Here is a 25,600-nt window from a genome sequence, read left to right as displayed (position 1 = left end):
CAACCGGACGCAACACCCACGGAGCAGATCAGCCGTGATCCTCCAGCATCTCCGTGACCAGCGCCGCGATCGGCGACCGCTCCGAGCGCGTCAGCGTGACGTGTGCGAACAACGGATGCCCCTTCAGCTTCTCGATCACCGCCGAGACGCCGTCGTGGCGGCCGACGCGGAGGTTGTCGCGCTGGGCGACGTCGTGGGTGAGGACCACGCGTGACGCGGTACCGAGGCGGGAGAGCACCGTGAGGAGCACGTTGCGTTCCAGTGACTGCGCCTCGTCGACGATCACGAAGGAGTCGTGCAGCGAGCGGCCGCGGATGTGGGTCAGCGGGAGCACCTCGAGCATGCCGCGGTCGAAGACCTCGTCGAGCACGTCCTGGCTGACCAGCGCGCCGAGGGTGTCGAACACGGCCTGCGCCCAGGGCTGCATCTTCTCGCTCTCGGACCCGGGCAGGTAGCCGAGGTCCTGGCCGCCGACGGCGTAGACCGGGCGGAACACCACGACCTTGCGGTGCTGGCGGCGTTCCATCACCGACTCGAGGCCGGCGCACAGCGCGAGCGCCGACTTGCCGGTGCCCGCGCGGCCGCCGAGGGAGACGATGCCGACGTCCGAATCGAGCAGCAGGTCGAGTGCCACGCGCTGCTCGGCGGAGCGGCCGTGCAGGCCGAACGCCTCGCGGTCGCCGCGCACCAGCCGCACGCGCTTGTCCGCCGTGACGCGGCCGAGGGCGCTGGAGCTGCCCGCGAGCAGCCGCAGGCCGGTGTGGCACGGGAACTCACCCACCTCGGGCAGGCCGTAGTCGACCGGGTCGACGGTGCCGCCCGAGAAGAGGCTGTCGATCAGCTCCTGAGGGGCGTCCACGTCGGCCATGCCCGTCCAGCCCGACGGCGTGACCTCGCCCGCGCGGTACTCGTCGGCGGCCAGACCCACGGCCCCCGCCTTGACCCGCAGCGGGATGTCCTTCGTCACCAGCGTGACCGACGGCCGTTCCACCGCGAGGTTGAGCGCGCACGCGAGGATGCGGTGGTCGTTCGAGTCGGTCCGGAAGCCCACGGGCAGCACCGACGGATCGGTGTGGTTGAGCTCCACCTGCAGGGTGCCGCCCTCTTCGCCGATCGGGATCGGCGCGTCGAGCCGGCCGTGCTTGAGCCGCAGGTCGTCGAGCAACCTGAGCGACTCGCGGGCGAACCAGCCGAGCTCGGGGTGGTGGCGCTTCGCCTCCAGTTCACTGATGACGACCAGGGGCAGCACGACCGCGTGTTCGGCGAACCGCGTCACCGCCCACGGGTCGGAGAGCAGCACAGACGTGTCGAGCACGTAAGTGGACTGCCCGGATTCGGGCGAGATCGAGGCTTTCTCCGGGCCAGAGGCACCGGTCGAAGAACGGCCAGAGGCCTTGCGGGGTGAACGCTGCGCAGTCACGACGGCATCTCCCTCGAGGGCGTGTTGCACCCCACGCCCGCACTCGCTGGGCCGGGCACCTCCCTGGCTGGGTCCGCACTCCCTGACGTTGGCTACGTCAGCGCGCGCGGCCACGAGGGCCGGGTGCCGGCCCCCTCGTGCATCGTGTGGGCGGCTGTGCCGCCCCCTCGATCAACGCCACGACCAGGGCCTCCCGTGAGGACCCGCACGGAACGCGTGCCCTCACTTCCGGAAGGTACCGACGGATCGCGGTTCGTGCAGGCAGCCACACAGGTGATTCGCTCATTCGTCACCTCACCGTAGGTCGTCCGACATCAACACCCCGTCACTGTCACGCTGCGTCACAAGGCCAGCAATCGAGTGATCACGCGGTGGCGTGATCATGGAAAAAAGATCACCGAACGCGTTCGAAAGATCGGCGCAAAGGCTTGTACCACGGGGTGGACGAGAATGCATTTCGCGTCCTGAAGACAGGACCGGACCGGGTGAACCACGCGATTTCGGCCTCACACAATGGGCGTACCCGGCACTCATTTCGGACTCGACGAGGGTAATTTTCTCACTGCGGGACACACCACCGGAAACTTCGGTGCCCCGGATCCCAGATATCTCTACCTAGGAGTGTGCGAAGTGCTGAAGAAGGCTGGAATCGTCGCCGGTGCCGCCGCAGGCCTGCTGATGATCGGCGGCACGGCGTTCGCCTCGCCGGCAGACCACGGCTACACCCCGGACCCGACGTTCGGCGACGCCTACGCGACCTTCATCGAGGGCGGCGGGGCCCTGGGCTTCGGCGCGGCCTCGCTGGTCGCCGGTGCTTACACGGGCATCGCCACCACCCCGGCGCTGGTCCTCCACTCGCTGGAGCACCACGGCTGATAGCCGACCTCGGCTACGGAAGGGCCCGGAGTTCCGACTCCGGGCCCTTCTGCTGTGCTCTGTTCTTGTCCGGCCGGGCTCGGGCGCCTCAGGTTCCGAAGCGGCGGTGGCGCCACGCGTAATCGCGAAGCGCGCGAAGGAAGTCGACCCGCCGGAATGCGGGCCAGTACGCCTCCGTGAACCAGAATTCCGAATGCGCCGACTGCCAAAGCAGGAATCCGGAAAGCCGCTGCTCTCCTGACGTTCGGATAATAAGGTCGGGATCCGGCTGGCCGGACGTGTAGAGGTGTTCCGAGATGTGGTCCACGTCGAGGATTTTCGCCAGCTCGCGGATCGACGTGCCCTCGTCGGCGTGCTGCAGCAGCAGCTTGCGCACGGCGTCGGCGATCTCCTGCCGCCCGCCGTAACCGACGGCGATGTTCACCTCCATGCCCGTCCGGTCCTCCGTGCGGGCCGCGGCGGCGGTGAGCTTCTTCGCGACGTCCAGCGGCAACAGGTCCAGCGCCCCCATGATCCGCAGCCGCCACGGCACGGCCGGACCCGCGAGCTCGTCGGTGACGTCGGTGATGATCTTCAGCAGCGGCTCGAGCTCGTCAGGGTCGCGGTTGAGGTTGTCGGTCGAGAGCAGCCACATGGTGACGACCTCGACGTCGGCCTCGCGGCACCAGCTGAGGAAATCGGCGATCTTCTTGGCACCCGCGCGGTGCCCGTCGGCCACGTCGGCGAACCCCGCTTCCCGCGCCCACCTGCGATTTCCGTCGAGCATGATCGCAATGTGCCGCGGATGGCGGCCCCGCGCCTGCTGGATCAGGCGGCGGCCGTAGACGCTGTAGACGACGTCGGACAGGAAGGACCGGAGGCTCACGTCGGCTGAGCGTACGCACCCTCGCGTCACACGTGTGACGCGCCACGGGGGGTGGCGAAAAACCTACGCTCCCGTAGCGTGGGGTCGGTGAGCGTGACGACCGAACCCACACCGTCCGGCCCTGCGCCAGTGGACACCCGCCCGCGCCTGCGCGGCCACATCCACTTCTGGTCCTTCTTCGGTGCCCTCGTGGGCGCCGCCGCCCTGGTGAGCCTCGCCGCGTCGACCGTCTCACCCCTGGCCGCCCTCGCGACGTCCGTCTACGGCCTGACCGTGCTCGGCGTCTTCGGCGTGAGCGCGCTGTACCACCGCCGCCTGTGGAGCCCGCGCGCGTACAAGTGGATGAAGCGCGCCGACCACTCCATGATCTTCCTGTTCATCGCCGGCACCTACACCCCGTTCACCCTGCTGGCCATGTCGAAGCCCACGGGCTACATCATCCTGGCCATCGTCTGGGGCGGCGCCATCCTGGGCGTCGCGATGAAGATGCTGTGGCCGAACGCGCCCCGCTGGCTGGGGGTGCCGATCTACATCGCCCTGGGCTGGGTGGCGGTCTTCGTCATGCCGGAGCTCGCCCAGCACGCCGGCGTCGCCGCCCTGGTGCTGATCTGCGTGGGCGGCCTGTTCTACACGATGGGCGCGGTGTTCTACGCGGTGAAGTGGCCGAACCACTGGCCGGAGACGTTCGGGTATCACGAGTACTTCCATGCGTGCACGGTGTTGGCGGCGGTGTCGCATTACGTCGCGATTTGGTTGGCTTTGTACGCTTAACCGAGGGTTTCGGCGGCGGGCCCGGTCAGTCGCCTATGAACCACTGGTACTGGTGGGGACCTGCCAACGCCTGCTCACCCAGCCGTCGTACCTCGGGCACCCAGTCACCGTCACACTCGGCAGGCACGTGGTCCAGTTCCTCGAGCAAGGAACGAATCTGCCAGCCGTTGAAGATCGTGTCGGTGAAGGGACAGACATGCCCCAGCATCGGAAACTGTGATCGCTCGATTCGACTGTCCCATTCATAGCCGCAGGTGCCCCTGGCGATCACAGCCCCGTTCTCGGCACGTACCTGCAATCCGATCACGCAAGGACGGTAGCGCGTAGCTACCGCAACAGCAGGAGCACCGCCGCTCCGATCGTGCCGCGCGTGATGAGCAGCAGGAGGGCGTAGCGGAGCGTTGTGGCCCAACCGGCTTTGGCGGCCGTGAGCAGGGTCGTGTGAGTGGTCCCCCGTGTGGCTGTCAAGGCCAGGACCTCCGGTGGGTGCGGATTGCGGACCCCCCGGCGAGAAGATGTCGCCAGGCGCAAGGATAGCGGCAGGCGGCCGAGCCGGGCGAGCGGCCGATCAGGTGGCGTCCGCGCGCCGAAGCGGTGTCACGAGCGCAGCATCGGCGCCGCCAGGAACTGTGCCGGGATCGCGAAGGCGTCCACGAGGGTGCCCGCGTGGGGACGCAGCGAAGCGCACAACTCGTTCACCGCGGCGGTCACGGCCTTCGACCGCGAAGTCGTGAGGCGGCCGTGTTCGAGGAACCAAGCCCGGTCCTCCTCGATCGCCGACAGGGCGTACAGATCGCACACCCGCGAGAGCAAAGCCGCGGCCTCCGGATCCACGCAAGCGTCGACCGCGCGAGCAAATGCCGACAGCACAAGGTGATCCACGTGCACCCGGCCGGCGCGCAGCACGTGGTCCTGCGCGGCGTTGAACACTCCGAACGGGTCGTCGGCGGCTTTGCGCAGGCGGTTGGCGACGCCGTCCAACACATGCTCCTCGCGGTCCTCGAAGAGGCGCAGCTGCCATTCGCGGTCGAAGAGCACCTCGGCGTCGTCGGATTCCGTCAGGCGTTCGACGAACTTGCGGGCGGAGGTGCGTTCCAGGACCGCGCCCACAAGCTGCTCGGCGACGAAGCGCGCGGTCGCAAGTGGACTGAGGTCCGCGAAGTGTTCTTTGTATTGCGTGAGAAGGCCTTTGGCCACGAGCTGGAGCAGCACCGTGTTGTCGCCCTCGAAGGTGGTGAAAACGTCGGTGTCGGCTTTGAGGCCGGCCAGCAGGTTTTCCGACAGGTAGCCCGCTCCGCCGCAGGCTTCGCGGGCGGCCTGGATCGTGGCGGTGGCGTGCCAGGTGTTGGCGGCTTTCAGGCCGGCCGCGCGGGATTGCAGTTCGCGTTGTTCCTCTTCGGGCGCGTCGGGCGCGATGTCGTTCAGCTTCGCGACGAGCTCTTCCTGCGCGAAGTGCAGCGCGTACGTCTTCGCGAGCGCCGGCAGGAGCTTGCGCTGGTGGCCGAGGTAGTCGAGGATCACGACCTCCTCGCCGTCGGGGCTCTTGAACTGCCGGCGCTGCTCGCCGTAGCGGATGGCCAGCGTCAGCGCGCGTTTCGTGGCGCTGCCGGCACTGCCGCCGACGCTCACGCGACCGCGGATGAGCGTGCCGAGCATCGTGAAGAAGCGGCGGCCGTCGCTTTCGATGGGGCTGGAGTAGGTGCCGTCCTCGGCGACGTCGCCGAAGCGGTTCAGCAACGCTTCGCGCGGGACGCGGACGTGGTCGAAGGCCAGGCGGCCGTTGTCGACGCCGTTGAGGCCCGCCTTGCGACCGCAGTCCTCGATCGTCACGCCCGGCATCGGCGCGCCGGAGTCGTCGCGGATGGGAACGAAAAACGCGTGCACGCCACGGGAATCGCCGCCCGTCACGAGCTGCGCGAAGACCACTGCGGCGTGGCCGTCGCGCGCCGCGTTGCCGATGTATTCCTTGGTGGCGCCGGGATCCGGGCTGTGGACCACGAACTCCTGCGACGCCGGGTCGTACGTCGCCGTGGTGTGCAGGTGCTGCACGTCGGAGCCGTGGCCGTGCTCGGTCATCGCGAAGCAGCCGAGCAGGTCGAGGTCCATGATGCGCCGCAGGTACTTCTCGTGGTGGCGCTGCGTACCGAGCAGTTGCAGGGCGCCGCCGAACAGCCCCCACTGCACGCCGGCCTTCACCATCAGCGACAGGTCGCCGAGACCGAGCATCTCGAACGACACCACCGAACCGCCGATGTCGCTCTGCCCGCCGTACGCGCGGTCGAACCCGAGCGCGGGCCGGTCCGTCGCGGCGAGTTCGCGCAGCTGGTCGAGCACCTGCGCGCGGTGCGCCTCGACGTCGAGGTCCACGGGGTCGCGGAACTCCTCGCCCGACATCTGCGCGCGCACGCCGCCGCGTAGCTCGGCCCAGCGGCCGTCGAGGACGGCGGTGAGCGCGTCCGGATCCACCTTCGCGGGAACGGCAGGGATGTCCACGGCTCCTCCGATGCAGCTGGCGGCTACTCACTGGTAAGCCTGCCCCCGCCGCCGCGTCGTCGCAGGTCGAGGTGACGAAGACGACTCGATCGTTTGGTGGTTGTCCCGGTGGGGAAAGCCCGCGGCGATGAGTTCGTCAGCCACCGCCACGGGAGTCTCGGCGACGGATCGGCGGACTTTGCGACGACAGTGACGTTTCCGCGCCTGACGGGGACATTCGGGCGACCGGCCTCGGCGACGATCAGTAGCCGACCGTGCGCGCGGGGGACCTTCGCGCCGCGCCGAGAAGCTGTGTTCCGCGGCTTCGCCACCAACACAAACGAGCGACGGCAACGAATGGTGGTCAGCTCACGCACGGCGGGGACTTTCGCGCCGCAGGCCCAACTCCACACCGACCGCGCTGAGGAAGCACTCACGCGGGCCGGGCGCGTTCGTCGGCCCCCCGACACGCGAAAGGGACTCTCGCGCCGAAGCACGAGAGTCCCCGCCGGTACCCGGCCGTCAGCTCAGGTCCGGGCCCTTCGAGCGCAGGTCGTCGACCTTGGTCATGGCGTCGCGCAGCTCGGCGAGCCACGTGTCGGCGTGTTCGCCCACGAGCCTGACGGCCCAGGCCAGCGCCTCGGAGCGCGAACGGGCGACGCCGGCCGCGACGAGCGTGTCGAGGACCAGCCGTTCGGGCTGGCGCAGGCGCGTCATCACGGGCGCGGACAGCGTCGTGAACAGCACCTGTGTGCCGCCCAGCTTGGCGCCCCACGCGACCTTGCGCTGGTAGCGGTGCTCGGCCTGCCGCGCGATCTCGATGCGCTCGTCGCGCGTGTCCTCGCGGAACCGGCTGATGCGGCCGTCCTCGGCGGCCGCGCGGGCCGCGTCGTCGGCGAACTCGCCGGTCAGCGCGGGCAGCTCGCCCACGATGATGATCTCCTCGCGGTCGACCGTGATCTCCGGGTCGCCCGTGAACCAGCCGTCCGGGAGGCGCCCGCCGAACCAGGCGGCCGCGTCTTCGGCCGATGGCACTTCGGCCTGCTGCCAGCCGCCGCGGCCCTTCCAACCTCGTCCCATGTGTCCCACCACCTCGAAGTGTGCGTACATGTTCGCCTCCGCGATTACATGATTACCTCGCTACTCAAGCTACGCCGAACACACGTCAGGCAGGGCGCTGTTCACCAGGGGCAGAACTTCAGAGCTGCGCGAGCAGGTCCTCCGCCGAGGTCACCGGGCGATCGCAGACGTAGCCACGGCAGACGTACGCCGCCGCAGCGCCGTCCACCAGCGGACGGTCCGCCAGCAGCGGCACACCGGGCGCATCCGGAGCGCCACCCAGCACCACGCCGCCGCCGTGGATCTGCCGCGCGGCCGCCGCGACCAACTCCGCCCGGTCCTCCCCGACGACGGCTACCTGCACCGGCCCCGACTGCGCCGCTTCAGCCACCGAAAGCCAGTGCCCGGCGAAGCGCGGCGCCCGACCCACCAGCAGGCCGGCGCGCTGCAGGGCCGCATCGGCCGCGTCGCGATACCGCGCGGCCTGCTCGAACCCGGCCAGCGCGGAAGCCGTCAGCAACGCGCCCGCCAATGCCGAAGCCCCCGAAGGGCTCGCGTTGTCCGTGGGGTCGGAAGGGCGCTGTACCAACGTTTCCGCGTCGTCCGCAGTGTCGTGGTATGCGCCCACGGCGTCCGAAGCGAAGTGCGTCAACGCCAGGTCCAGCAGCCGCGAAGCTTCCTCCAGCCATCGCGGCTCGCCCGTGGCCTGGTGCAGCGCGAGCAGCCCGTCGGCCAGGCACGCGTAGTCGTCGAGGACGCCCGCCGGCACGCCGACCACGCCGTCGCGCGAGCTGCGCCGCAGGCGGCCGTCCACGAGGTGCGTGGAAAGCAGCAGCGACGCCGCCCCGCGCGCCAGCTCGATCCACTGTGGACGCTCCAGCGCGACACCCGCCTCGGCGAGCGCGGTGATGGCGAGGCCGTTCCACGCGGCCACCACCTTGTCGTCGCGCGCCGGCTGCGGCCGCGAAGCCCGCGCGGCCAGCAACGCCTGGCGAACGCGCTCGACCCGGTCGGCAGACTCCGGCTCACCCGGCAACTGCAACGTCGACGAGCCTTTTTCGAACGTCCCGGACTCCGTCACCGAAAACACCGAAGCCGCCCAGACGCCGTCCTCGTCCCCGAGCACTTCGCGCAGCTCGGCGGGCGTCCAGACGTACGTGAGTCCCTCGACGCCGTCGGTGTCCGCGTCGAGCGAAGCCGCGAAGCCGCCCTCCGCGGTCAGCAGATCCGCCTCCAGGAACCGGACGATCCCCTCGGCGACGCCCAGAGCGAACGAAGACCCCCGCCGCGCCAAATGGGCGTAAACGCGGAGCAGCAATGCGTTGTCGTACAACATCTTCTCGAAGTGCGGCAGGATCCACTCGGCGTCCACGGAGTATCGCGCGAAGCCGCCGGCGAGCTGGTCGTGGATGCCGCCGCGGGCCATGGCCTCCGCGGTCGACGAAGCGAGCGACAACGCTTCGGCCGAGCCCGTGCGCTCGTGGTGGCGCAACAGGAACTCCAGCACCATCGACGGCGGGAACTTCGGCGCGCCGCCGAACCCGCCGTGGACAGGGTCCACCTCGGCCGCGAGCTTCTCGACGGCGCCGGCCAGCACGCCGGCGTCCACCGCCGAAGCCTGCAACGGCCCGCTCTGCTCGGTGAGGTGGCCGATCAGCCGCTGCGCGCCCTCGCGCAGGTCTTCGGGACGCTCGGCCCACGCCTCCGAGACGGCCACGAGCAGCTGCCCGAACGACGGGATGCCCGGCCGCGGCGTCGGCGGGTAGTAGGTGCCGCAGTGGAACGGCTCGCTCTCGGGCGTGAGGAAACAGGTCATCGGCCAGCCGCCCTGGCCGGTCATGGCCTGGGTGGCGGCCATGTAGACCGCGTCGATGTCCGGCCGCTCCTCGCGGTCGACCTTGATGTTCACGAAGTGCGCGTTCATCAGCGTCGCGGTGCCCTCGTCCTCGAAGGACTCGTGGGCCATCACGTGACACCAGTGGCACGCCGCGTAGCCGACCGACAGCAGGATCGGCACGTTGCGTTGCCGCGCCTCCGCCAGCGCTTCGGGCCCCCACTCGCGCCAGTCGACGGGGTTGCCCGCGTGCTGCAGGAGGTACGGGCTGGTCGCGTGCGCCAGTCGATTCGCCATGCCACCAGGGTGGCATGGCGCTGGTCGGGGCCAGTCAGGAGCGTCGGCGAACCCGCCCGGCGGGCGAGGTCAGTCGGACTTGGCCCGCGCCGGGTCGGCCGACTCGGCGGCCTTCACCTCGATCTGTTCGCCCGCGTCGTCCGACGCCAGTGTTTCGCCCGAAACCTCCGAGGCAGGTTCCTCCTTGTCGAAGCTCGCCGGCACCTTCTTCAGGTGCTTGCTCATCGACCGGATGAGGAACGCGACCGCGATCAGGAACAGGATCAGCACCAGGAAGCCGACGGGCGAGGACTTGCCGAAGTCCTCACCCTGACCGCCGTTGTCACCGCTGTCGGGCTGCTGGGCCAGGAACAGGGCCGAGGCCGTCAGCGGGGCGACCGCGACGGCCGGCACACCGAAACTCATGGACTCACCTTCTCCTTGATGCCGGCGAACAGATCATCCTCCGGCAGCGTGCTGTCCACCAGGGAGCGGTTCAGTTCGTACTCCTCGGTCGGCCACGTCTCGCGCTGCATCTCGAGCGGGACCGCGAACCAGCGGCTGGTCGGGTCGATCTGCGTGGCGTGCGCCTTCAGCGCCTCGTCGCGCACCTCGAAGTATTCACCGCACTCGATCCGGGTGGTCACCCGCTCCATGATGTCGGCTCGATCCGGGTCCCAGTTCTTGAGCCACTCCTCGTACGGCGAGGGCAGGCCGGCCTTCTTGAGCGCCTCGTCGAACAGCAGCATCCGGGCCTTGGAGAAGCCGTGCACGTAGTAGAGCTTGAGCGGCTGCCACGGGTCTCCGGCGTCCGGGAAGCGGTTCGGGTCGCCCGCCGCGTCGAACGCCGCCATCGACACCTCGTGGGTGCGGATGTGGTCCGGGTGCGGGTACCCGCCGTTCTCGTCGTAGGTGATCAGCACGTGGGGGCGAAACTCCCGCACCACGCTCACCAGCGCCTCGGTGGACTCCTCCAGCGGCACCACGGCGAACGAGCCCTCGGGCAGCGGCGGCAGCGGGTCGCCCTCGGGCAGCCCCGAGTCGACGAAGCCGAGCCAGCGGTGCTGCACCCCCAGGATCTTCGCCGCGCGCGCCATCTCGTCGCGGCGGATCTCGGCCATGTTGGCCAGCACCTCGGGCCGGTCCATGGCGGGGTTGAGGATGCTGCCCGCCTCACCGCCCGTGCACGTCACGACCATGACCTCATGGCCCTCGGCGACGTACTTCGCCATCGTGGCGGCACCCTTGCTGGACTCGTCGTCCGGGTGCGCGTGCACCGCCATGAGACGCAAGTTTGAGGCGCGGTCGCTCGTCATCAGCTCGTCAGCTCGCACCATGTTCCGAACGACCCTTTCGTGTCCCGTTATTCCGTCGTACCCTGCCCCGGCTCCCAGCCACCGGAGCGGCTCGCGGATACTCGACGACAGGTGGTGCCCCCAGTCGGGCTCCACCCATTGTCCCCACGGGTACGACAAGAACGACCGGAGGCCCGGACTTGCAGACCGGAGAGACCGCAACCGCCGAGGGAGGCGCCCGCCCGGCGCCGCCCGCGGACCGGTACGGCTCGCCCGCCAAGACCGGGTCGAAGCGCTGGAAGCGCTGGGTTTTCGGCGCGGTCGCCGTGGTCGCGAGCTTCGGCGTGGCGTGGATCGCCTACGTCAACCTCGGCCAGACGTCGATCGACGCCGAGCGGGTGGCGTTCGAACCCCGCCCGGGCAACGCGATGGAGATCACCATCAACGTCACGCGTGACGACCCCGACAAGGCCGGGGTGTGCGTTGTGCAAGTGCAGGACAGGTCCGGCTCCGAGAGCGGCCGGAGAGAGGTGCTGGTTCCCGCCGGGGCCGGCCACAGTCGAGTGAGCACGGTCGTGAAGAGCATCGGGGAACCGGTGACGGCCGACGTGTACGGCTGCTCGTACTCCATACCACGTTACATGTCAACCCCATAGCGGCCAACGGGGTGAAATGCGCGGCGAGTGTCCGCGCGACGTGGAATGGACCGGCGTCGCTGCATCCTGCCGTGATAAGCTGACACACCAGCACGGCCCGAGGCGGGCCGTGTTTTTCCTTTATCCCAGCCGTGCGGGCGCAGTGAGCCCGTGCGGAGGCCGGCTTGAACACCCAAGCCTGGCAGGCCCGACGAGGAGATGGTGACCGTGAGCGACAAGGTGACCTGGCTGACCCAGGATGCCTACGACAGGCTCAAGCACGAGCTCGACGAAATGATCGAGAATCGTCCGGTCATCGCTGCGCGCATCAACGACAGCCGTGAAGAGGGAGACCTCAAGGAAAACGGCGGCTATCACGCGGCGCGCGAAGAGCAGGGCCAGGCCGAGGCGCGCATCCGCCACCTGCAGGAACTCCTGCGTTCGGCGAAGGTCGGCGAGGCCCCCGCGGACGACGGCACCGCCGGTCCCGGCAAGGTCCTCACCGTGAAGTACGCGGGCGACGACGACGAGGAGAAGTTCCTCCTCGCCACCCGCGAAGAGGGCGCCGAGGGCGCGCTCGACGTGTACTCCCCGGAGTCGCCGCTGGGCAAGGCCCTGCTCGGCGCCAAGGAAGGCGAGTCGCGCGAGTACGAGCTGCCCAACGGCCGTACGCAGCAGGTCACGCTGGTCAAGGCAGTGCCTTACAGCGAGGCCTGACCCACCGCGGTCTTCGCGTACCCGGCTCGCTTGAGCCGGGTACGCGACTAGCGTGGCCCCTGAACACCACTGGGAGGCCACGATGAGCACAGAACCGCTGTGCCGCACGTGCGGCATGCAGTACCCCGAGCCCCGTGACGACTGCCCGATCTGCGAGGACGAACGCCAGTACGTGCCGCTCACCGGCCAGGCGTGGACCGACCTCGCGACGCTGCGGTCGAGTGGCGAGTACCGCCCGCGCATCGAAGAGCAGGGGCCGGGCGTGATCGGCATCGGTTCCGAACCCGGTTTCGCGATCGGCCAGCGGGCGCTGCTCGTGCGGGCCGAGTCCGGCAACTTCCTCTGGGACTGCGCCGCTTATCTCGACGACGCGCTGGTGCGGCAGGTCACCGACCTCGGCGGCATCACGGGCATCGCGATCAGCCATCCGCACTACTACACGACCATGGTCGAGTGGGCCCACTCCTTCGACGTGCCGATCTACCTTCACGAAGCCGACCAGGAGTGGATCGGGCGCCCCGACCCGTCGATCCGGTTGTGGTCGGGCACCACCCTCGACGTGGCCGACGACCTGCGGCTGATCAACCTCGGCGTGCACTTCACCGGCGGCACCGTGCTCCATTGGCCGGCCGGTGAAGACGGCCGCGGGGCGCTGCTGTCGGGCGACATCGTGCAGGTCATCCCCGACCGCACCCACGTCGCTTTCATGTACAGCTACCCGAACCTGATCCCGGAACGGCCGAGCGTGGTGCGGCGCGCGGCCGAGCTGCTGGAGCCGTACGCGTTCGATGCGATCTACGGCGCGTGGTGGGACCGGATCGTGCGCAGCGACGGGCACGAGGTCGTGCAGCGTTCGGCGAAGCGGTACCTGGCCCACGCGCTCGACGCGTTCTAACCGCGCGCGGTGCGTTCCAGCAGCGGGCGCACGCGCGGCGGCACCGGCGTGGACAGCGCGATCGAGGTCGACGTGCGCAGCACCCCGTCCACGCCGACGACCTCGTCGATCACGCGTTGCAGGTCGTCGTTGTCGCGCGCGACCAGGCGGACGAACAGGTCGCCCTGCCCGGTGGTGGCGTGCACCTCGCACACCTCTTCGATGGCGGCGAGCGCCTCGGCGACGCCGCCGCGCCGGCCCTGCGCGATCTCGAGCACAGCGAACGCGGTGAGCCCGTAGCCCATCGCGGCGAGATCGAGCTCGGGTGGGAAGCCGCCGAGGATGCCGCGTTCGGTGAGCCGGTCCAGGCGCGCCTGCACGGTGCCGCGCGCGACGCCGAGGCGGCGCGCGCACTCCAGCACGCCCAGCCGGGGCGAGTCGGTGAGCAGCAGCAACAGCCGGGCGTCGAGCGAGTCGAGCACGGTTTCCTCCCTGCGCAGGTTGTCCACGTTGACCGCAGCTTACGGCTTGCCGCTGGGCACATTGTCCAGCGAATTCGGTGACCGTTGCTCATCTTGCCGTGGCGCAACCATGCTTCAGGGCATGACCCACACCATGGATCCGCAGGGCGCACTCGACGACGTCAGCTTCGACCAGCTCCGTCAGCTCGTGGGGCTCGTCGAGCACGACGCCAGCAAAGACCCGTTCCCGGTCAAGGCACTCGACGCGGTGGTCTTCGTCGCCGGCAACGCGACGCAGACCGCGTGGTTCTACCAGGTCGCGTTCGGCATGCAGCTCGTCGCGTACTCCGGGCCGGAGACGGGCCGCTTCGACCGCAAGGCGTTCGTGCTGAAGTCGGGCTCGGCGCGGTTCGTGATCACCGGCGGCGTGCGGCCGGATGCACCGCTGCTCGACCACCACCGCCGCCACGGCGACGGGGTGAGCGACCTCGCGCTGGAGACGACCGATGTGGACAAGTGCGTGGCGCACGCCCGCGCGCAGGGCGCGACGATCCTCGAGGAGCCGCACGACGTCTCCGACGAACACGGCACCGTGCGGATGGCCGCGATCGCGACGTACGGCGAAACCCGCCACTCGCTGATCGATCGCTCGCGCTACGACGGCGTGTACCTGCCCGGGTTCGAGGCGCGCGAGAGCACGGTGACGCGGCCGGCAGGTGCGCCAAAGCGACTGTTCCAGGCGGTCGACCACTGCGTGGGCAACGTCGAGCTCGGCAAGATGGACTACTGGGTCGACTGGTACCACCGCGTGATGGGCTTCGTGAACATGGCGGAGTTCGTCGGCGACGACATCGCCACCGACTACTCGGCACTGATGAGCAAGGTCGTGTCCAACGGCAACCACCGCGTGAAGTTCCCGCTCAACGAACCCGCTGTGGCGAAGAAGAAGTCGCAGATCGACGAGTACCTCGAGTTCTACGAGGGCGCCGGCTGCCAGCACATCGCGTTGGCCACCAACGACATCATCGCGACGATCACCGCGATGCGGGCCGCGGGCGTCGAATTCCTCGACACGCCTGACTCCTACTACGAGGACCCGGAGCTGCGCGCGCGGATCGGCGAGGTGCGCGTGTCGATCGAAACGTTGCAGGAGCACAAGGTTCTGGTCGACCGCGACGAGGACGGCTACCTGCTGCAGATCTTCACGAAACCGATCGGCGACCGGCCCACGGTGTTCTACGAGCTCATCGAGCGGCACGGTTCGCTGGGCTTCGGGAAGGGGAACTTCAAGGCGCTGTTCGAGGCGATCGAGCGGGAGCAGGAGCGCCGGGGCAATCTCTGACGCCCTTGCGGCGCCATAGGAAACCCTCGATCGGCTTGGTTGTCAAGGATTGAGTGGTGCGAGCGGCCCGTTCGCGACAAAAAGTCGCGGGCGGGCCGCTTGCCACGTTTTGTGTCGGTGCGGGCACGTACAGTCGATTCAGGTGCCGGAGAGACCGGTTGACCCGGATGGCAAACTGGGCCGATCGGATCAATTCGGACGGCACCGGAACCTGGGGCGGGCCGGATCCGTCACTGTGGGGATATCACTGTGGGGAAGTCGGCTCGAGAGGAACGGGGGCCCGATGTCGGACGGCGTCGACGCCAGTCAGCGAATGGTGGACGGCTGGACGCGGCAGCTGCAGGAGACGGCTGCGCGCTACCAGGCGATGGCCGACCGCATGCAGGGCCAGACCGTGACCGAGCGGGCGAAGGACGGTTCGGTCGAGGTGACCGTGGATGCCAAGGGGCTGCTGAAGAACCTGGTGATCTCCGAGTCCGCGGGCGGCAAGCGGATGGCCGAGGTGTCGGCACAGGTGATGCAGCTCGTGCAGAAGGCGCAGGCGCGGATTCCCGAGCTGCTGCAACAGGTTGCGAGCGAGACGCTGGGCACCGACGCCACCGGTGACAAGCTCGTGGAAGACGCGAAGAGCACGTTCCCCGCGCCGCCCCCGGAAGAGCCACCTCCGCCGCCGGCACCCGTGCACCGGTTCGGACCAGAGGATTCCGACCCGCCTCCCCCGCCGCCGGCCGCACCGCCGCGGCAGCAGGCACCGCCTCCGCCACCACCGCGTCGTCGCCGGGCCGAGTCGTCCGACGATGACGACGACTTCGGCGGCTCGATCCTCTCTTGATCCACGCAGTCTGATTCCGGTTTTTACACAGCCATCCTGGGGGATGAACACCATGGCACCTAAGGGATACGAGGTCGGCAGCGACCTCGAGGCGCACGCTGGCCAGCTCGACGGGATCAGCGACGGGCTGCGGCAGGCCGTCGACGCCGCGAACCAGGTCAGCATGCCCACCGACGCGTACGGCATCCTCTGCCAGCCGTTCCGGGCCATGCTCGACCCGGTGGAGGAGTTCGGCATCAACGCGTTGCAGAACACCGTGACGGCGATGGACGCGCAGGCGCAGAAGGTCCGCAACGCCGCGCAGGCGTACCAGACCTACGAAACCGGCACGACCGACGCCATCGCTTCCACGAAGGTCCCCGACTGATGGCCGACGGCAACCCGCTCGTCGTCCAGGCGAAGCAGGACGGCGACGGCCCCGGGCCGCTCACCGCGGGCAACGGCGACTACGGCTACGCCACGGGCATCGGCGTGGCCGAGTCGGCGATGGACGCGTTCAACGGCATCAAGGACGGCGACTGGGTTTCCGGCGGCCTCGGGGTGCTGAGCCTCGCGGGCGAGATCGCGGGCGCGGCGATCGACCCGTTCGGCTACCTGATGTCGTCGGTGGCGTCGTTCCTCATGGAGCACGTGCAGCCGCTGAAGGACATGCTCGACTCGGTGGCGGGCAACCCGCCCGTGATCCAGTCCTATGCGGACACCTGGGGCAACGTCGCAAAAGCGTTGCAGGACAGGCAGGCCGACTACACCAACGCGGTCAAGACCGGCACCGCGGAGTGGACGGGTGACGCGGCCGACGCGTACCGCAAGGGCGCGGCTGAGTGCGCGGAGGCCCTCGGCGGGGCCGCCACGGTGGCGAGCGCGATCGGCACCGTCACGATGATCATGGGCCAGGTCGTGTCGTTCGTGCGGGAGACCGTGCGGCAGCTGATCGCCGACCTGGTGGGCAAGCTGATCTCGTGGGTGATGGAGGAGGTCTTCTCCCTCGGCTTCGGCACGCCGCTGGTCGTCGCGCAGGCCGTCACGGCGATCTCCAAGTGGGGCGAGAAGATCAGCGGCCTGCTGACCAAGCTGTGCGACACGATGCGCCGGGTGTCGCCGCTGCTGGGCAAGCTGGCCGACGTCTTCACGAAGATCATCAAGATCCTGGGCAAGCTGGCGGGCAAGGTCACGGGCCTCGACGTGATCAGCACGAAGAACATCAAGGCCGGCGGGTTCGCGCACCACACGGGCGGTGGCGGCTCAGGCGGTGGTTCGCACCACAGCGGTTCCGACGGTGACGGGGACTCGCCCGGTGGCGAGGGTTCGGGCAGTCCGGATGGCTCGGACGGTTCGCATTCGGGTGACTCGGACGCCGACAGCTCCCACTCCGGTGATCCGGACTCCGGCAGCTCGCGATCCGGCGACTCGGATTCCGGTAGCTCGCACTCCGGCGACTCGGACGCCGACGGCTCGCACTCCGGTGACGGTGACTCCGCGTCATCGAGCCCGGACGGCGGTGGTCCCTCCACAAGGGACGGTTCTTCCGGTGACTCGTCGCGCCGCAGCACGGGCAACGGCACCCACGACGGCGACACAGGCGGGGCCGGCGGTGACAATTCGGCGTCGACGGTCAGCGGCGATTCCCCTTCCCACAGCAGCTCCGCGCCGCACAGCACCAGCGGTCCGTCCGGTGGTGGGTCGCCGAGCCACGCCGGTTCTTCCTCGAGCTCGCCGAGCCACGCGGGCAGCTCTTCGCCGTCAGGTGGCGGCAGTTCCGCGCCCTCGCACACGGGCGACGCCCCGAGCGCCCACACCGGCGACGCGCCGAGCTCGTCGCACGCCGGCAGCTCGCCGTCCGGCGGCTCCGCGCCCCACAGCACCGGCGGGTCCGGCGGAGGTGCGCCGGCCCACTCCGGCGGCTCGTCCGGGAGCAGCTCGCCGTCCGCGCATCAAAGCTCGGGAGACAGCTCGACCTCGGCGTCGGGCTACGCGCCGCCGAAGGTCGACGAGCCCGCGCCCAGCGCACCCGCTCCGCGCACCGGAGATGGCGGCAGCCCGTCGGGGTCCGCCACGCCGAACCAGCCCGTCGCCGGTGGGATGCCGCCGCAGGGTGGTGGCGCTCCGGCGGGTTCGCCGTCGGGCGGCGGTCCCGGTGGCACGCCGGCAGGTCGGCCCGGCAGCGGCGGCGGCTGGACGGGCACGCCGGGCAGCCCGGGCGCGCGCACTCCGGAGCCCTCAGGTCCTCGCACCGGCCCCGATCGCGGGCCCTCGTCACGGCGGCCCGGTGACGGTCCTGAGCCCTCGTCACGACGACCCGACTCGGGTTCACCGCGCCGCCCGAGCGACCCGAACACTCGCTCGCCCCAGGGCCCCGACGGCCCGCGCCGCCCGGGCGACCCGGCTGCGGGCGGGCCGCGGCGGCCGAGTGACGCGCCGGAGCCCGTCGCGCGTGGTGGCTCGCCGACGGCGACCCGCCCGGAGGCCGACAGTCCACATCAGACTCCCGATGGCAAGCCCGGCGACCGGACCCCGCGCCACGGCGAGCCGGACGACCGCGCTCCCCATCACAACGAGCCGGACGACACGGCACCTCACCACGACACCGACGGCTCACCCGACCACCACGACAACGCCGGCCATCACGACAATCCCGATCACCACGAGCCGTCCGATCACCACGACACGCCCGACCACGACGGCGGGCCGCACCACCACGACGACGAACCCCTGACGCCGGACGAGGTCAACCAGCACCACTCCGAAAGCACGCCGGCGGGCAGCTCGTACCACCGCGGTGACACGGACCTGGGCGACCTCCCCCACCGCGTGCAGCCGGATCCGGACGGGCGCTACACCGTCGACGTGCACGTGACGGCCGACGGGCACGCGCGCATCGGCGACCGGCACTACACGCCGGAGGAGTTCGCCGACGTCCTGCGCCACAACGCGGACTACGACGGCCGTCCCATCCGCCTGATCGGCTGCGACGCCGGCTCCAACGACTTCGCCAACCGGCTCTCGCGCGAGCTCGACACCGACGTCATGGCGCCGACCAAACCGGCCTGGACCGACTCGAACGGCCGGGTCTTCTCGTCCGACTACGAGATCGGCCCGGACGGCCGGATGCGGCCGCGGATCCCGCCGGACGGCGAGTGGTCCGTGCACCACCCGGACGGCACGTCGCACCACGCCGGCCAGGACGGATTCGCGCCCGAGTCGCACCACCACGACCCGCACGACGTCGACGCCGACAGCGCCCACGCCCGGGGAGACGACGACGCCGCGGACATCCCCGAGGAGGAGTTCGACCTTCCTCCGGCGACCCGCACGTACAACCCGGACTCGCCGGAGTTCGACCGGCGGTTCGTGGACTGGGACCGGCCCGACGACTCCGAGTTCGCCGGCCCGCGCCACCGCGACGGCCACCCGGACATCGACTCGCCGCGCGACATCGACGACGTACCCGCGCGGACGAGCAACACCGACCCGGACCCGGACGGCGTGCCGCAGACGCTGCACGGCGAGCGTCCGCTGGCGGGCAACGCCGAGTACCACGTGTCCTACGAAAACGGTGCCAGCACACGGTTCTACACCGACGCCGACGGCCACGTCACGCACGTCGAGGCGACGTCCGGCACGTCGTCGCCCAACCACAACCCCGACCTGCGCTACCCGCTGATCCCGGGCGCGCAGTACCGCGTGCCGAACTTCCACGACTCGGCGAAGTCGTGGACCTTCCACATCGGCGAGAACGGCAAGCCCGACGCGATGACGGGCGACCCGATCTTCGACGGCCGCAACGACACCTTCCGCGACACCAACTCGCAGAACCGCTCCGGTGGTGAGGGCAAGGAGGCGTTCGCCGACCACCCCGAGTACGGCGACAAGTACGAGAAGGTGCGCTGGGCGGGCGGCCACCTCGCGGCCAACGAGATGGGCGGCCCGGGTGAGTACGTCAACATGCACCCACAGATGGCGGCATCCAACAGCGGCAACTACCGCGACGGCTGGATCCACGAAGCCTCGTGGCGCAACCAGGAGACCGAGCTCGGCAAGTTCGCGAACACCGAAGGCCAGGACATCCAGAACTACCAGGTCGCCATGCACGGCGAGAGCAACGGAGTGCCGGAGAGCGTCACCATGCGCTGGCAGGAAGTGGTTTACAAGACCGACGCCAACGGGCACGTCGTCGTGGAGAACGGGAAACCCGTCGAGATCTCGCGCGTGACCAAGGAGCGCGAGTTCCCGAACAACCCCGCGGACATCAACTTCGGAAAGAACAGGCAGTACAGTGACCGATCCCGTTCCCGCTGAAATCGCGACGGCACTGGGGAACGCGGCGCCGCCCGGGTGGGCGGAGATCGTGCTCACGGTGTCGGCGACCGTGGTGGCCAACGACTTCGCGCTGCAGGTGCGGATGCGCGACGGCTCCCCCGGCTCGATGGAGCTGCCCGCCCCGGTGAAGGCCGCGTTCCGCGCGCTGCGCGACGAGATGTACGAACCCGGCCGTGGCACGTGGTTCTCCGCGAAGGTCGTGCTGCGCCCGGATTCGTCGCCGGAGTTCACCTACGACCTCGACGGCGACCCGAACTGGTGGCCGCCGTTGCACCCCAGTGCGTTCACGCGTGATCTGGAGGCCTACCCGCGCGACGACGAGCACGTGCCGGCGTGGCTGCGGAAGCTGCTCGACGAGGGCGGCGAGCAGGACCGCCTGCGGGCCCAGGAGTGACCGCGGGGCCCGTGCCATGATGGGCCTGCCCGAAAAGTCCGAACGATCAGGAGGACACGACCGATGCCGTTCAAGTGGCCGGAGCTGGACCCGATCCAGCAGAACGAGCTGCTGGGTGAGATCACCACGGCTGTGGTCGAAGCCCTGCCGCCGGGCTGGCAGCAGGTGATGATCGACTACCGCATGGTCGGCCGCAATGTCGACGTCGCTGTCGGGGTGAAGGACCCCAGTGGCACGTTCCGCCCGTGGGACCCGCCGGTCGACGTGTGGAAGATGTTCCAGCGCCTGCGCGGCGGGATGTACACCGAGGGCGAGGGGACGTGGTTCTCCGCGCGCTTCGGCATCGAGCCGCCGAGCCGGTTCACGATCCAGTACAACTGGCGCAACGAGCCGGACTTCGACCCGTACCCGGCCGCGCAGCAGTTCGCGATCGAGCAGGAGCGGTTCCCCCGCACCGAGGAGTTCATGCCCGACTGGTTCCGCGAGCGGCTCGCCGCCGCCGGCAACTGACACCACCGCGGGAGACGCATTGAGCCAACCGCCGGTACCGCTGAGCCCGGCCCAGCAGCAGGACCTCGTCCTGCGGATCGGGCAGGCCTGCGCCTCGGCCGTGCCGCCCGGGTGGCGGCAGCTGCGGGTCGAGTACCGGGCCGTGGGGCGGCACGTCGAGGCCGACGTGTTCACCACGGCCCCGGACGGGCGTGACTACCCGGCCCGCCCGCACCCCGAGGCCGTCCGCCTCCTCGCCGTCCTCCGCGGCGGCATGTACCGCCGCGGCCGCGGCACCTGGCTCAGCGCGACGCTCCTGTTCACCCCTCAGCAGCCACCCCGCCTCGACTTCCGCCCGGACGTCGAGCCGATCTGGCGCCGGCCGCCCCCGCAACTCGGCTTCCAGGACGAGCTGCGGTTCTTCCCGCGCTCGGAGGCCTTCATCCCGCCTTGGCTGCGGACGCGCGCGGGGCTGCCGCCACTCCCGGCACCGTGGACGCCTGACACACCACCTCCGCCGCCCGACCGCGCGGTGGCTCCGCAAGGCGGCCCGGCTGCGGCACCTCCGCCCGTTGCGCCGGCACCTCACGCCGACGCGCCCGCCGCGCCGCAGGTCAACGCCACCGCAGCGCCGGCGAGCGGTGTCGCAAACGACACCACTCCAGTGCCGGCGGCCGAGCGTACGACAGCTGCGCAAGAAGGCACCGCAGCACCGCAGAGCGCAGCGCCACCGCCCGTTGTGCCGGCATCTCACACCGAAGCACCTGCCGCGCCGAGACAGGATGCCGCCGCTTCGGCGCCGACGGACGGAAACGCAGCCCCCGCCTCGCCTCAGGAGAACACCGCCGCGGCACCGGCGAGCAGTGGCACCCCCACGGCTCCGCAGCGAGACACAGCCGGCGGGGCAGCCGCCATACCGACAGAGGGCGGCACTGAACCGGCGCCGGACGCGGGCGCAACGCCCGCAACTCAGCAGCAGGCCTCGACCGCGCCCGAGACAGCAACCGTCGCGCCGCTAGAGGACATTGCCGCGTCGGCACCGGAAGGTGGCGCTGCCCCCGCGGCACCCGCGGAGGAAGCGGCCGGCCCCGCTGCACCGCCGGAGGAAGCGGCCGGCCCCGTCACGCCGGTTGAGCCCGGCGTCGCGGATCCGCCGGCGACGACGGCAGCCGAGATGCGGACGCCGCGGGTCTACGACGGCCTCGACGAGGCCGGGCGGCCCGTGGTGGAGCGGGAGGCGCTGCCCGCGGCGGAGCGCGAGCGGGTGCTGGCCTACCTCGAATCCGCGCCCGCCGTGTTGGCGTCGCGGAGTTTCGACGTCGACGCGTTCGATCCGGGGCGCGTAGACGCTGTGCCGTTGACGTTCCGGACCGATGGCAGCTGGGTATGGCCCGGTGCCGTCGCGTATTACCTGCGGGAGCACGCCGTGGCGCCGGACCCCGAGCTGCTGAGCCACATCCGCGGGCGGCGGTTCGAGGTGCCCGAGGTCGGTGAGCCGGCGCGGGAGCTGGCGTTGGCGGCGGTCACCGGGGAACAACCAGTCCACTGAGGACGGTCACGGGACGATGGTGAACCCGGCGTCGGCGAGGGCGGCCTCAACCGCCTTGCAGTGTTCGGGGCCACGGGTTTCGAGGGCGAGCGCCACGTCGACCTCACCGAGGGCGAGGCTGCCGGAGATGCGGGAGTGCTCGACGTCGAGGACGTTGGCGCCGAGCTCCTTCACACACGTCAGCACGGAGACGAGCGAGCCGGGCCGGTCGGGCACGCGCAGGTGGAGCTTGAGGTAGCGGCCGCCGGCCGTCATGCCGTGCTGGATGATCTGCTGGAGCAGCACGGGGTCGACGTTGCCGCCCGACAGGATCGCCACCACAGGCGGCTCGAAGGCGCCCGGGTGCTGCATCAGCGCGGCAACCGTCGCGGCGCCGGCGGGCTCGACCACGAGCTTGCGCCGCTCGAGGCACAGCAGCACCGCGCGGGACAGCGACTCCTCGGTGACCGTGACGACGTCGTCGACCAGCGAAGACACGTGCGCGTAGCTCACCGGACCCGGTTCACCGACGGCGATCCCGTCGGCCATCGTGTGCAGCTCGCGCAGGCGCACGGGCGAGCCGGCGGCCAGCGAAGGCGGGTACGCGGCGGCGTCCTCGGCCTGCACGCCGACCACGCGGATGTCGGGTCGCAGGCCCTTCACCGCCGCCGCGACGCCGCCGACCAGGCCGCCACCGCCCGTGGCCACGAGCACGGTTTTCACGCCGGGCACCTGCTCCAGGATCTCCAGGCCGACGGTGCCCTGCCCGGCGATCACGTCGACGTGGTCGAACGGGTGGATGAACACCGCCCCGGTGCGCTCGGAGAACGCGATGGCCTCCGCGAGCGTCTCTTCGAGGACGGCGCCGTGGAGGTGCACGTCGGCGCCGTAGCCGCGGGTGGCCGCGAGCTTCGGCAGGGGCGCGCGCAGCGGCATGAAGACCGTCGACGAGATCCCCAGCAGCGACGAGGCAAGCGCCACGCCCTGCGCGTGGTTGCCGGCGCTGGCCGCGACGACGCCGCGGGCGCGTTCCTCCTGGGTGAGGCCGTGGATGCGGGTGTAGGCGCCGCGGATCTTGAACGAGCCGGTGCGCTGCAGGTTTTCACACTTGAGGTAGACCGGGCCGCCGTGTAAGCGCCGCAGGTCACGGGCGTGTTCCATGGGGGTCACCCTGGTGATGCCCTCGAGGAGCTTGCGCGCCTCCTCGATCCGCTCGATGCTGACCAGTTCCATAGGTCGCGATGATGCCACCGACGGATGGCCGAGGTGCCACCGCCGCGAGACCGGTACTCTGATAACGGCAACCTCACGTGATCAGGGAGTGCGACCATGGCCCGCGCTAAAAACGCGACGACCGCTCGCGGGACGAGCGCGACCCGTTCGGCCGGAGTCCTGCCCCTCGTGCTGGGCGTCGCCTCCGCCGTCGCCCTCACCGGCGCCGCCTACTTCACCGTCGACGCGGCCGGCTGCGGCGCCCACCCCCAGTACATCCGCCATGACAACCACGTCGAGCTCGTCGGCGGCTGCATCGACGGCTCCGAGCTCCCGGCCGCGCCCGCCGAGCAGCAGGAGGCGGTCCACCACTCCCTGCACACGGCGGGTCCGCAGCCGAGCAGCTATCGGCCCTGACCGGTCCAGACCTGCCCCATCCCGAACCCCGTGGCCGACGATCGGCGCGGGGTTTTCGCGTATGCCCGGTTCGATCGGGCACCGAGGAAGCCTGATCGTCAGCACATTTTTTGACGAACCGCCGCGCAAAGCGCTCGGACCGGCCCCGCCAGTCGCACGGCGAGCCGGCCTCGCACAACGGGCAGGTTCGCCATGCCGGTGACCGCACGCAGGCCGCCGGCCTCGAACTGCCTGCTCACAGCAGAAAACCCCGCGCCGACCGGCACGGGGGTTCCCTGAAAAACAGGCTCAGCCCAGCGCCGCCGTGAGGTCGGCGACCAGGTCGGTGCCGTCCTCGATGCCGACGGAGAGGCGGAGCAGGTCGGCCGGGACCTGGAGCGTGGAGCCCGCCGTGGAGGCGTGGGTCATGCGGCCCGGGTGCTCGATGAGGGACTCGATGCCGCCCAGGGACTCGGCCAGGATGAAGAGCTCGGTGCGCGACGCGACGTCCAGCGCGGCCTGCTCGCCGTCGGCGTGGCGGAAGGACACCATGCCGCCGAAGCGGCGCATCTGCTTGGCCGCGACCTCGTGGCCGGGGTGCTCGGGCAGGCCCGGGTAGTAGACCTTCGAGACCTTCGGGTGCTTGGCGAGCGTCTGCACGATCAGCTCGGCGTTGTCGCTGTGCCGCTCCATGCGCAGGGCCAGCGTCTTCAGGCCGCGCAGGGTGAGCCACGCGTCGAAGGGGCCGGGGACGGCGCCGGCGGCGTTGCGGAGGTAGAACAGCTGCTCGCGGACCTCGTCCTCGTTGGTCAGCACGGCGCCGCCGACGACGTCGGAGTGGCCGCCGAGGTACTTGGTCGTGGAGTGGACCACGATGTCGGCGCCGAGGGCCAGCGGCGTCTGCAGGTAGGGCGTCGCGAAGGTGTTGTCGACGACCAGGCGCGCGCCCGCGTCGTGGGCCACGCCGGCCAGGGCCGCGATGTCGGCGATGCCGAGCAGCGGGTTGGTGGGCGTCTCGCACCAGATCAGCTTGGTCTCCGGCCGCAGGGCGGCGCGGACCTCGTCGACGTTCGCGAGGTTGGCGACGGTGTGCTCGATGCCCCAGAGGCTCAGCACCTTGTCGATCAGGCGGAACGTGCCGCCGTACGCGTCGTTGCCCAGCACCAGGTGGTCGCCCGGGCGCAGGGTCGTGCGGAGCACCGCGTCGGACGCCGCCATGCCGGACGCGAACGCCAGCGCGTGCCGAGCGCCCTCCAGCGAGGCCAGGGCCTGCTCCAGCGCGGTGCGCGTGGGGTTCGCCGTGCGCGAGTACTCGTAGTCACCCTCACGGGTGCCGCCGACGCCGTCCTGCGCGTAGGTCGACGTCTGGTAAATAGGCACGATGACGGCGCCCGTCCGCGGATCGGGCTGTTGCCCGGCGTGGATGGCGCGTGTTTCGAAGCCCAGCACGGAGTAGTCGTCGACCATGGTTCCAGGGTACGGCCCGGTACCGACAATCCCGCCAGGTGGGATGGAATTCACGCCTGCCGCCACCT

The 25,600-nt window shown here is 70.3% G+C and carries 24 protein-coding genes and 1 pseudogene; 13 read left to right on the top strand and 12 right to left on the bottom strand.

Annotation, left to right across the window (positions count from 1 at the left end; genetic code table 11):
* Positions 1-28: 28 nt before the first annotated feature.
* Positions 29-1,315 (bottom strand): PhoH family protein, encoded by a 1,287-nt coding sequence (locus tag ABZU76_RS02680; RefSeq protein WP_354864753.1) that lies wholly within the window; start codon positions 1,313-1,315, stop codon positions 29-31.
* A 735-nt stretch (positions 1,316-2,050) separates the two neighbouring features.
* Between ABZU76_RS02680 and ABZU76_RS02675 the strand changes: the two genes are divergently transcribed.
* Positions 2,051-2,296: a hypothetical protein gene (locus tag ABZU76_RS02675; protein WP_220244115.1), complete on the top strand. Its 246-nt coding sequence runs from the start codon at positions 2,051-2,053 to the stop codon at positions 2,294-2,296.
* An 88-nt stretch (positions 2,297-2,384) separates the two neighbouring features.
* Here the strand turns inward: ABZU76_RS02675 and ABZU76_RS02670 are convergent, their stop codons facing one another.
* Positions 2,385-3,161 (bottom strand): isoprenyl transferase, encoded by a 777-nt coding sequence (locus ABZU76_RS02670; RefSeq protein WP_220244116.1) that lies wholly within the window; start codon positions 3,159-3,161, stop codon positions 2,385-2,387.
* 129 nt (positions 3,162-3,290) lie between these two features.
* Here ABZU76_RS02670 and ABZU76_RS02665 point away from each other — a divergent pair, with 129 nt between their 5' ends.
* Positions 3,291-3,932: a hemolysin III family protein gene (locus tag ABZU76_RS02665; protein ID WP_354864751.1), complete on the top strand. Its 642-nt coding sequence runs from the start codon at positions 3,291-3,293 to the stop codon at positions 3,930-3,932.
* Positions 3,933-3,957: 25 nt separating this feature from the next.
* Here the strand turns inward: ABZU76_RS02665 and ABZU76_RS02660 are convergent, their stop codons facing one another.
* From ABZU76_RS02660 to mca, 7 genes are all read right to left on the bottom strand, one after another.
* Positions 3,958-4,239: a hypothetical protein gene (locus ABZU76_RS02660; protein ID WP_354864336.1), complete on the bottom strand. Its 282-nt coding sequence runs from the start codon at positions 4,237-4,239 to the stop codon at positions 3,958-3,960.
* A 20-nt stretch (positions 4,240-4,259) separates the two neighbouring features.
* Positions 4,260-4,400 (bottom strand): hypothetical protein, encoded by a 141-nt coding sequence (locus tag ABZU76_RS02655; protein WP_354864334.1) that lies wholly within the window; start codon positions 4,398-4,400, stop codon positions 4,260-4,262.
* Between the two features lie 129 nt (positions 4,401-4,529).
* Positions 4,530-6,425 carry an acyl-CoA dehydrogenase gene (locus ABZU76_RS02650; RefSeq protein WP_354864332.1) on the bottom strand — a complete coding sequence of 632 codons (1,896 nt, stop codon included), beginning with the start codon at positions 6,423-6,425 and terminating at the stop codon, positions 4,530-4,532.
* A 501-nt stretch (positions 6,426-6,926) separates the two neighbouring features.
* Positions 6,927-7,484 carry a hypothetical protein gene (locus ABZU76_RS02645; RefSeq protein WP_354864330.1) on the bottom strand — a complete coding sequence of 186 codons (558 nt, stop codon included), beginning with the start codon at positions 7,482-7,484 and terminating at the stop codon, positions 6,927-6,929.
* Positions 7,485-7,602: 118 nt separating this feature from the next.
* Positions 7,603-9,594: a thioredoxin domain-containing protein gene (locus tag ABZU76_RS02640; protein ID WP_354864328.1), complete on the bottom strand. Its 1,992-nt coding sequence runs from the start codon at positions 9,592-9,594 to the stop codon at positions 7,603-7,605.
* Between the two features lie 69 nt (positions 9,595-9,663).
* Positions 9,664-9,999 (bottom strand): hypothetical protein, encoded by a 336-nt coding sequence (locus ABZU76_RS02635; RefSeq protein WP_354864326.1) that lies wholly within the window; start codon positions 9,997-9,999, stop codon positions 9,664-9,666.
* Complete coding sequence (mca, locus tag ABZU76_RS02630; protein WP_354864324.1) at positions 9,996-10,856, bottom strand: mycothiol conjugate amidase Mca; 861 nt, start codon at positions 10,854-10,856, stop codon at positions 9,996-9,998. The genes ABZU76_RS02635 and mca overlap by 4 nt, the downstream gene beginning before the upstream one ends.
* A gap of 212 nt (positions 10,857-11,068) precedes the next feature.
* Between mca and ABZU76_RS02625 the strand changes: the two genes are divergently transcribed.
* The 3 genes from ABZU76_RS02625 (at position 11,069) to ABZU76_RS02615 (ending at position 13,115) form a co-directional block, all read left to right on the top strand.
* Positions 11,069-11,524 (top strand): DUF4307 domain-containing protein, encoded by a 456-nt coding sequence (locus ABZU76_RS02625; RefSeq protein ID WP_354864322.1) that lies wholly within the window; start codon positions 11,069-11,071, stop codon positions 11,522-11,524.
* Positions 11,525-11,722: 198 nt separating this feature from the next.
* Positions 11,723-12,220, top strand: coding sequence for a transcription elongation factor GreA (greA, locus tag ABZU76_RS02620; RefSeq protein ID WP_354864320.1), 498 nt, complete (start codon positions 11,723-11,725; stop codon positions 12,218-12,220).
* An 82-nt stretch (positions 12,221-12,302) separates the two neighbouring features.
* On the top strand, positions 12,303-13,115 hold the full coding sequence (locus tag ABZU76_RS02615) for an MBL fold metallo-hydrolase (RefSeq protein ID WP_354864318.1): 813 nt from the start codon (positions 12,303-12,305) through the stop codon (positions 13,113-13,115).
* On the opposite strand, the gene ABZU76_RS02610 is transcribed toward ABZU76_RS02615, so the two are convergent.
* On the bottom strand, positions 13,112-13,576 hold the full coding sequence (locus tag ABZU76_RS02610; protein ID WP_326838059.1) for an Lrp/AsnC family transcriptional regulator: 465 nt from the start codon (positions 13,574-13,576) through the stop codon (positions 13,112-13,114). The two genes, ABZU76_RS02615 and ABZU76_RS02610, sit on opposite strands and share 4 nt — an antisense overlap.
* A 121-nt stretch (positions 13,577-13,697) precedes the next feature.
* Between ABZU76_RS02610 and hppD the strand changes: the two genes are divergently transcribed.
* The 7 genes and pseudogenes from hppD to ABZU76_RS02575 form a co-directional block, all read left to right on the top strand.
* On the top strand, positions 13,698-14,897 hold the full coding sequence (hppD, locus tag ABZU76_RS02605; RefSeq protein WP_354864316.1) for a 4-hydroxyphenylpyruvate dioxygenase: 1,200 nt from the start codon (positions 13,698-13,700) through the stop codon (positions 14,895-14,897).
* A 283-nt stretch (positions 14,898-15,180) separates the two neighbouring features.
* Positions 15,181-15,729, top strand: coding sequence for a YbaB/EbfC family nucleoid-associated protein (locus ABZU76_RS02600; protein ID WP_354864314.1), 549 nt, complete (start codon positions 15,181-15,183; stop codon positions 15,727-15,729).
* 52 nt (positions 15,730-15,781) lie between these two features.
* Complete coding sequence (locus ABZU76_RS02595; RefSeq protein WP_220244127.1) at positions 15,782-16,096, top strand: type VII secretion target; 315 nt, start codon at positions 15,782-15,784, stop codon at positions 16,094-16,096.
* A complete protein-coding gene (locus tag ABZU76_RS02590) occupies positions 16,096-20,025 on the top strand; it encodes a hypothetical protein (protein ID WP_354864311.1) in 3,930 nt (1,309 codons plus the stop codon). Before ABZU76_RS02595 ends, ABZU76_RS02590 begins: the two co-directional genes overlap by 1 nt.
* Positions 20,003-20,440, top strand: coding sequence for a hypothetical protein (locus ABZU76_RS02585; protein ID WP_354864309.1), 438 nt, complete (start codon positions 20,003-20,005; stop codon positions 20,438-20,440). The genes ABZU76_RS02590 and ABZU76_RS02585 overlap by 23 nt, the downstream gene beginning before the upstream one ends.
* Positions 20,441-20,503: 63 nt before the next feature.
* A complete protein-coding gene (locus ABZU76_RS02580; protein ID WP_220244130.1) occupies positions 20,504-20,950 on the top strand; it encodes a hypothetical protein in 447 nt (148 codons plus the stop codon).
* Positions 20,951-22,100: 1,150 nt separating this feature from the next.
* Positions 22,101-22,478 (top strand): annotated as a pseudogene (locus tag ABZU76_RS02575) (ferredoxin); the annotation flags it as partial.
* Positions 22,479-22,484: 6 nt separating this feature from the next.
* Here ABZU76_RS02575 and ilvA read toward each other — a convergent pair.
* Entirely contained in the window at positions 22,485-23,690 is a 1,206-nt protein-coding gene (gene ilvA / locus ABZU76_RS02570; RefSeq protein ID WP_354864307.1) for a threonine ammonia-lyase, read from the bottom strand.
* Positions 23,691-23,786: 96 nt separating this feature from the next.
* Between ilvA and ABZU76_RS02565 the strand changes: the two genes are divergently transcribed.
* Positions 23,787-24,086, top strand: coding sequence for a hypothetical protein (locus tag ABZU76_RS02565; protein ID WP_354864305.1), 300 nt, complete (start codon positions 23,787-23,789; stop codon positions 24,084-24,086).
* Positions 24,087-24,374: 288 nt separating this feature from the next.
* On the opposite strand, the gene ABZU76_RS02560 is transcribed toward ABZU76_RS02565, so the two are convergent.
* Positions 24,375-25,532, bottom strand: coding sequence for a cystathionine gamma-synthase (locus ABZU76_RS02560; RefSeq protein ID WP_220244134.1), 1,158 nt, complete (start codon positions 25,530-25,532; stop codon positions 24,375-24,377).
* Positions 25,533-25,600 lie beyond the last annotated feature (68 nt).

It is taken from the genome of Amycolatopsis sp. NPDC005232, assembly GCF_040607795.1.
Classification (GTDB): Bacteria; Actinomycetota; Actinomycetes; order Mycobacteriales; family Pseudonocardiaceae; genus Amycolatopsis.
This window is presented reverse-complemented; position numbering and strand designations above follow the sequence as displayed.

Bases quoted from the DNA above. Each gene is read 5' to 3' on its own strand.
- ABZU76_RS02645 (WP_354864330.1), bottom strand. From the start codon at position 7,484: ATGGGACGAGGTTGGAAGGGCCGCGGCGGCTGGCAGCAGGCCGAAGTG.
- greA (WP_354864320.1), top strand. From the start codon at position 11,723: ATGGTGACCGTGAGCGACAAGGTGACCTGGCTGACCCAGGATGCCTAC.
- ABZU76_RS02580 (WP_220244130.1), top strand. From the start codon at position 20,504: ATGCCGTTCAAGTGGCCGGAGCTGGACCCGATCCAGCAGAACGAGCTG.
- ABZU76_RS02635 (WP_354864326.1), bottom strand. From the start codon at position 9,999: ATGAGTTTCGGTGTGCCGGCCGTCGCGGTCGCCCCGCTGACGGCCTCG.
- hppD (WP_354864316.1), top strand. From the start codon at position 13,698: ATGACCCACACCATGGATCCGCAGGGCGCACTCGACGACGTCAGCTTC.
- ABZU76_RS02565 (WP_354864305.1), top strand. From the start codon at position 23,787: ATGGCCCGCGCTAAAAACGCGACGACCGCTCGCGGGACGAGCGCGACC.
- ABZU76_RS02640 (WP_354864328.1), bottom strand. From the start codon at position 9,594: ATGGCGAATCGACTGGCGCACGCGACCAGCCCGTACCTCCTGCAGCAC.
- ABZU76_RS02615 (WP_354864318.1), top strand. From the start codon at position 12,303: ATGAGCACAGAACCGCTGTGCCGCACGTGCGGCATGCAGTACCCCGAG.
- ABZU76_RS02600 (WP_354864314.1), top strand. From the start codon at position 15,181: ATGTCGGACGGCGTCGACGCCAGTCAGCGAATGGTGGACGGCTGGACG.
- ilvA (WP_354864307.1), bottom strand. From the start codon at position 23,690: ATGGAACTGGTCAGCATCGAGCGGATCGAGGAGGCGCGCAAGCTCCTC.
- ABZU76_RS02595 (WP_220244127.1), top strand. From the start codon at position 15,782: ATGGCACCTAAGGGATACGAGGTCGGCAGCGACCTCGAGGCGCACGCT.
- mca (WP_354864324.1), bottom strand. From the start codon at position 10,856: ATGGCGGTGCACGCGCACCCGGACGACGAGTCCAGCAAGGGTGCCGCC.
- ABZU76_RS02590 (WP_354864311.1), top strand. From the start codon at position 16,096: ATGGCCGACGGCAACCCGCTCGTCGTCCAGGCGAAGCAGGACGGCGAC.
- ABZU76_RS02560 (WP_220244134.1), bottom strand. From the start codon at position 25,532: ATGGTCGACGACTACTCCGTGCTGGGCTTCGAAACACGCGCCATCCAC.